Source organism: Xanthomonas sp. SHU 199, from assembly GCF_000364665.1.
GTDB classification, from domain to species: Bacteria; Pseudomonadota; Gammaproteobacteria; order Xanthomonadales; family Xanthomonadaceae; genus Xanthomonas_A; species Xanthomonas_A sontii.
This window is the reverse complement of record NZ_AQOI01000683.1, coordinates 1-6064: the sequence shown is the minus strand read 5'-3', so window position 1 is coordinate 6064 and position 6064 is coordinate 1. Positions and strand designations below refer to the sequence as shown.

Annotated in this window: 6 protein-coding genes; 5 read left to right on the top strand and 1 reads right to left on the bottom strand. The window is 71.4% G+C overall.

Translation table 11 applies throughout. From position 1 onward, the window contains the following. The first annotated feature begins 76 nt into the window (after positions 1–76). The 4 genes from D183_RS0119565 (at position 77) to D183_RS0119550 (ending at position 3582) form a co-directional block, all read left to right on the top strand. Positions 77–739 carry a serine/threonine-protein kinase gene (locus D183_RS0119565; RefSeq protein ID WP_017910495.1) on the top strand — a complete coding sequence of 221 codons (663 nt, stop codon included), beginning with the start codon at positions 77–79 and terminating at the stop codon, positions 737–739. A gap of 133 nt (positions 740–872) precedes the next feature. Then, complete coding sequence (locus D183_RS0119560; RefSeq protein ID WP_017910494.1) at positions 873–1688, top strand: SDR family oxidoreductase; 816 nt, start codon at positions 873–875, stop codon at positions 1686–1688. A gap of 193 nt (positions 1689–1881) precedes the next feature. Next, on the top strand, positions 1882–3042 hold the full coding sequence (locus tag D183_RS0119555; protein WP_026144674.1) for an ROK family transcriptional regulator: 1161 nt from the start codon (positions 1882–1884) through the stop codon (positions 3040–3042). 117 nt (positions 3043–3159) lie between these two features. After that, positions 3160–3582 (top strand): VOC family protein, encoded by a 423-nt coding sequence (locus tag D183_RS0119550; protein WP_017910492.1) that lies wholly within the window; start codon positions 3160–3162, stop codon positions 3580–3582. Between the two features lie 4 nt (positions 3583–3586). Here the strand turns inward: D183_RS0119550 and D183_RS0119545 are convergent, their stop codons facing one another. Continuing rightward, positions 3587–4456 (bottom strand): ion transporter, encoded by an 870-nt coding sequence (locus D183_RS0119545; protein ID WP_017910491.1) that lies wholly within the window; start codon positions 4454–4456, stop codon positions 3587–3589. Between the two features lie 321 nt (positions 4457–4777). Between D183_RS0119545 and D183_RS0119540 the strand changes: the two genes are divergently transcribed. After that, positions 4778–6010, top strand: a complete 1233-nt coding sequence (locus D183_RS0119540) for an acetylornithine transaminase (protein WP_017910490.1) — start codon at positions 4778–4780, stop codon at positions 6008–6010. Positions 6011–6064: the final 54 nt, after the last annotated feature.

Genomic DNA, 6064 nt, shown 5'->3' with positions numbered 1-6064 from the left:
GACCAGGTGCCTGCCTGGAAGTGGCGGGCGACCGCGCAGCCCCGTCAAACCGCGTCGCACGCTCTACACTGGCCGGATGCCTTCCCCCGCCTCCCGCACCGTCCAGATCCTCAAGGCCGACAGCTTCGGCCGCATCCTGCTGCTGGGCGAGGGCGAGGCGCGCTTCGTCCGCCGCGACCTCACCGCCTCGCCGTGGTGGCTGCGGCTGCCCGCATGGTGGCTGGCGCGCCGCGAGGCGCTCGCCCTGCGGCAGCTGAACGGCATGGCGGCGACGCCGCAGCTGCGCGGCTGGGACGGCACGTTCCTGGATCGCAGTTACCTGGACGGCGCGGCGATGTACCAGCGGCCGCCGCGCGGCGACCTGGCGTATTTCCGCGCTGCGCGGCGCCTGCTGCAGCAGGTGCATCGGCGCGGGGTGGCGCACAACGACCTGGCCAAGGAAGCGAACTGGCTGGTACTGGAAGACGGCAGCCCGGCGCTGATCGACTTCCAGCTGGCCGTGCGCGGCGCGCCGCGTTCGCGCTGGATGCGCCTGCTGGCGCGCGAGGACCTGCGCCATCTGCTCAAGCACAAGCGCATGTACTGCGCGCACGCGCTGACCCCGGTCGAGCGGCGCCTGCTCAAGCGCCATTCCTGGGTGCGCGAACTGTGGTTCGCCAGCGGCAAGCCGGTGTACCGCTTCGTCACCCGGCGCCTGCTCAAGTGGGAAGACAACGAGGGGCAGGGGCCGAAGCCCTGAGGGGCCGGGAGTGGGGAATGGAGAATGGGGAATGGAAAAAACGGAATCCGCGTGCGTCTGGTCTGACGGGCACGCGGCGATAAGGCGCTAAGCTTTTCCCATTCCCGGTTCCCCATTCTCCATTCCCACTCAAATGACCCTGAAAGGCAAAACCCTCCTAATCACCGGCGCCTCGCGCGGTATCGGGCTGGCGATCGCGCTGCGGGCGGCGCGCGATGGCGCCAATGTGGCGATCGCAGCGAAGTCGGCGGTGCCCAATCCCAAGCTGCCCGGCACCATCCACACCGCCGCGGCGGCGGTGGAGGCAGCCGGTGGGCGCGCGCTGGCGCTGAAGTGCGACATCCGCGAGGAGGAGCAGGTGCGTGCGGCGGTGGCGGCGACGGTGGAGGCCTTCGGCGGCATCGACATCCTGGTCAACAACGCCAGCGCGATCTGGCTGCGGGGCGCACTGGAGACGCCAATGAAGCGCTTCGACCTGATGCAGCAGGTCAACGCGCGCGGCAGTTTCCTGTGCGCGCAGGCCTGCCTGCCGCACCTGCTGCGCAGCGCCAACCCGCACATCCTGACCCTGGCGCCGCCGCCGTCGCTGGACCCGAAGTGGTGGGCGCCGCATACCGGCTACACGCTGGCGAAGATGGGCATGAGCTTCGTCACCCTTGGCCTGGCCGGCGAGTTCGGCCCGCAGGGCGTTGCCGTCAATGCGCTGTGGCCGCGCACGCTGATCGCCACCGAGGCGCTGAACATGATTCCCGGCGTCGACGCCGGCAACGGCCGCCGCCCGGAGATCATGGCCGACGCCGCGCACGCCGTGCTGATCCGGCCGGCGGCCGGCTTCTACGGCCAGTTCCTGATCGACGACGCGGTGCTGGCCGAGGCCGGGGTGCACGAGTTGTCCGGCTACGCGCTGGATCCGTCGCAGCCGCTGTTGCCGGACCTGTTCCTGGACTGAGACCCGGCGTGGCCGTGCGTGCCGGGTGTGCCGCGGCCGCGCGTTGCGGGCGTTGCGAGGCCGCGATCGCAACGCGCCGGCTACGCGCGGCGACGCGTTGCACAAACGCTCTGTTCCATCCGATCGCGTTCGCTGCCGCGATGACCACGCGCGGCGCGGCTATGCTGCCCGGGTCTTGATGCCACCGCCGCCCATGCCCGCTCCAGTCGCCGTCGCCCTGCCGCGTCTTCCCGAGTCCCGCCACGCCATCCACGCCGATCTCAGCGACAACGAGCGGCACATGCTCGATCGCCTGCGCCTGGCCGGCACCGCCACCCGCGCCGATCTCAGCCGCAGCACCGGGCTGACCGTGCAGTCGGCGGTGCGCCTGGTCGATGCGCTGGCCGAGCGCGGCCTGGTCGCGATCGGCGCCTCGCTGGCGCACGCGGGCCGCGGCAAGCCAGGCGCGGGCATCGCGCTCAATCCCGGCTACGGCCATACCGTCGGCTATGCGATCGCGACCGACGCGCTGTCGCTGGCATTGCTGGATTTCAGCGGGCAGATCCGCGGCACCGCCGAGCATGCGCTGCGCTCGACCGAGCCGGCCGCGCTGCTGGCGCAACTGCGCGAGGCCGACGCGGCGCTGACCGCGGCGGCCGGCGCCGGGCTGGGTCCGCGCCTGGGCGCGGGGGTGGCGATGACCGGTTTCTTCGTCGAGGACGGTGTGCACATGAATCCGCCCGAGCCGCTGCGCGCGCTGGGCGAGCTGTCGATCGGCGACTGGCTGGCCGAGGCACTGGGCCTGCCGGTGTGGGTGGACAACGACGGCACGGTGGCGGCGGCGGGCGAGAGCCTGCTCGGCATCGGCCGCCAGTACCGCGACTTCGCCTATCTGCACTTCAATTACGGCCTGGGCGGTGGCGTGGTGATCGACGGCACCTGCCTGCGCGGCGCGCACGGCAACGCCGGCGAATTCGCCGGCATGCTGCCGCAGCAGGGGCTGGAGCGCGGCACGCTGGAACTGTTGCGGCAACTGCTGGCCGAGGACGGCATCGCGCTGCCCGACATCCGCGCGCTGCTGGCCGCCTACGATCCGGCGTGGCCGGCGATCGAGCGCTGGATCGCGCGGGTGGCGCCGGGCCTGTCGCTGATCGTGTCGGCGATCGTGGCGATCTTCGATCCGCAGGCGGTGGTGTTCGGCGGGCGCATGCCGCGCGAGCTGGCGACGCGGCTGATTCCGCACGTGCGCATCGACAACCAGCCGCGCCGCGGCCAGGCGCGGCCGTTGCCGGTGCTGCTGCCGGCCGCGGCCACCGCCGATGCCAGCGCGGTGGGCGCGGCGGCGCTGCCGTTGAAGGCCTGCTATTTCCGCTGAACCGGTCCCGCCGCGGCGTCGCCATGCCTGCACGCCGCCGGCGCTACCCTATGCGCCCTTTCCGCGCGCCATTGCGGTACGGCGCGCGTCCCATCCCCCACCCTCGGAGTTGTCACGATGAAATACCTGCACGCCATGATCCGCGTCCACGACCTGGAGAAGACCAGCACGTTCTTCACCGAAGGCCTGGGCCTGCACGAAACCCGCCGCATCGAGAACGAAGCCGGCAAGTTCACCCTGGTGTACTTCGGCGCGCCGGAGAACCCGGAAGCCGAGGTCGAACTGACCTACAACTGGGGCTCGGACGAGGACTACGGCAGCGCCCGCAACTTCGGCCACCTGGCCTTCGAGGTCGACGACATCTACGCCCTCTGCGCGCACCTGCAGTCGCTCGGCGTGACCATCAACCGTCCGCCGCGCGACGGGCGCATGGCCTTCGTGCGCAGCCCGGACCTGATCTCGATCGAGCTGCTGCAGAAGGGCGAGGCGCTGGCGCCGGCCGAGCCGTGGGCGTCGATGCCGAACACCGGCGTCTGGTAAGGGCTCAGGGCACCGTCTCGGGCAACGCCTGGCCGCAGCCCCGGCAATAGCCGGCGTTGCGGTCGTGGCCGTGCAGGCCGCAGTGCGCGCAGGTGCGTCGATCCGGCGCGCGGCTGCGGTCGGCATCGCGCAGGCTGTTGGCCAGTTCCGCGGTGTAGATGCCGGTGGGCACGGCAATGATGCTGTAGCCGATCAGGATCAGCACCGAGGTGATGGCGCGGCCCAGCGGGGTGAGCGGGGCGATGTCGCCGAAGCCGACCGTGGCCATCGTCACCACCGCCCAGTACATCGCGGTGGGGATGCTGGTGAAGCCGTTGGCCGGGCCTTCGACCACGTACATCAACGCGCCGAAGATCACTACCAGCGTGATCACCGTGAACAGGAACACGAACACCTTGCGCCGGCTGCGCCACAACGCATCGACCAGCAGGCTGCTTTCCTCGACGTAGCGGGTCAGCTTGAGGATGCGGAACAGCCGCAGCACCCGCAGCACGCGCACCACCAGCAGCGTCTGCGCGCCGGGCAGCAGAAACGAGACGTAGGTGGGCAGGATCGACAACAGGTCGATCACGCCCCAGAAGCTCAGCGCATAGCGCAGCGGCCGCTGCACCGTGGCCAGGCGCAAGGCGTACTCGGCGGTGAACAGCACGGTGAAGCCCCACTCCAGCACGTACAGCGCGCCGGCGTAACGGCTGTGCAGCGCAGGTACGCTGTCGACCAGGATCACCGCGACGCTGGCCAGGATCGCCGCGACCAGCAACAGGTCGAAGTTGCGCGAAGGCGTGGTGTCGTGCCGATAGATGATGTCGAACCAGCGGCGCCGCCAGCCGTGCTCGGTCGCCGGGGCGAGCGGGGAATCGAGGAAAAATCGCATGCGCCCATGCTACCCGAGCCGCCTTGCGGTCGCGGGCGCGCGCGCCGCGGCAGGCGGCGTCCTGATCGGATGCGACGCGGCTGCTGGAGATCCCCCTGTGGGAGGGGCTTCCGCCCCGACGCCGTCGCGCTGACGCGTCGGGACTGAAGTCCCTCCCGCATGTCGAGCAACGGCGTGGTGGGGTTGCTGCGGCACGCGCGCGGGCGGCGGCGGTGTGGCACAGCAGCCTGCCGCCCCGTCGGTCCAGGCGGCGGCCGGCAGTCCCCGGCCGAGCGCTGCCGGCGGTCTTATAATCGGCGCTTTCCCCGCAGGACTGCCTCGATGACCGCTTCTTCCGCCGCGGAGCTGATCGCCCTCGGCCAACGCTACGCGCTGCCGATCTACCGTCCGCGCCAACTGGTGCTAGAGCGCGGCCAGGGCGCACGGGTGTGGGACAGCGAGGGGCGCGACTACATCGACCTGTCCGCCGGCATCGCCGTGTGCGGGCTCGGCCACAACGATCCGGACCTGCAGGCGGCGCTGCTCGAACAGGCCGGCAAGTTGTGGCACACCAGCAACGTGTTCTACAGCGAGCCGCCGCTGCGCCTGGTCGAGGAACTGGTGGTGGCCTCGCGCTTCGCGGAGAAGGCGTACCTGTGCAATTCCGGCGCCGAGGCCAACGAGGCGGCGATCAAGCTGGTGCGCAAGTGGGCCACCGCCCAGGGTCGTCCGCCGCAGCGGCGGGTGATCGTCACCTTCCGCGGCAGCTTCCACGGCCGCACCCTGGCCGCGGTGACCGCCACCGCGCAGCCCAAGTACCAGGAAGGCTACGAGCCGCTGCCCGGCGGTTTCCGCTACGTCGACTTCAACGACATCGTGCAGCTGGAAACGGCGATGGCCGCCGGCGATGTGGCCGCGGTGATGCTGGAGCCGGTGCAGGGCGAGGGCGGGGTGATGCCGGCGGCGCCGGGCTTCCTGGCGCAGGTGCGGGCCCTGTGCGACCACCACGGCGCGCTGCTGGTGCTGGACGAGATCCAGTGCGGCATGGGCCGCACCGGCACCCTGTTCGCGCACTGGCAGGACCAGATCGTCCCCGACATCGTGACCCTGGCCAAGGCGCTGGGCGGCGGCTTCCCGATCGGCGCGCTGCTGGCCGGGCCGAAGGTCGCCGAGACCATGCAGTTCGGCGCGCACGGCACCACCTTCGGCGGCAACCCGCTGGCCGCGGCGGTGGCGCGGGTGGCGCTGCGCAAGCTGGCCTCGACGGCGATCGCCGCCAACGTGTCGCGGCAATCGGCGGCGCTGCGTGCCGGCCTGGCGGCGCTCAACGACGAGTTCGCGTTGTTCTCGCAGGTTCGCGGCCGCGGGCTGATGCTGGGTGCGGTGCTGGCGCCGGCGCATGCCGGACAGGCCGGTGCCATCCTCGACCACGCCGCCGCGCATGGTTTGCTGACCCTGCAGGCGGGCCCGGACGTGCTGCGCTTCGTGCCCGCGCTCAACCTCACCGATGCCGAACTGAGCGAAGGCCTGGCGCGCTTGCGCAGCGCGCTGCGCGCCTACCTCGCCGCGCGCTGAGTCGGCGACTCAGCCCAGGCCGTGCCGCGCCAGCGCGCGGCGCAGGGCGCGCGC

Coding starts and splice junctions, on each gene's coding strand:
- D183_RS0119545 (WP_017910491.1), bottom strand. CDS start 4,456: ATGCGATTTTTCCTCGATTCCCCGCTCGCCCCGGCGACCGAGCACGGC.
- D183_RS0119550 (WP_017910492.1), top strand. CDS start 3,160: ATGAAATACCTGCACGCCATGATCCGCGTCCACGACCTGGAGAAGACC.
- D183_RS0119565 (WP_017910495.1), top strand. CDS start 77: ATGCCTTCCCCCGCCTCCCGCACCGTCCAGATCCTCAAGGCCGACAGC.
- D183_RS0119540 (WP_017910490.1), top strand. CDS start 4,778: ATGACCGCTTCTTCCGCCGCGGAGCTGATCGCCCTCGGCCAACGCTAC.
- D183_RS0119555 (WP_026144674.1), top strand. CDS start 1,882: ATGCCCGCTCCAGTCGCCGTCGCCCTGCCGCGTCTTCCCGAGTCCCGC.
- D183_RS0119560 (WP_017910494.1), top strand. CDS start 873: ATGACCCTGAAAGGCAAAACCCTCCTAATCACCGGCGCCTCGCGCGGT.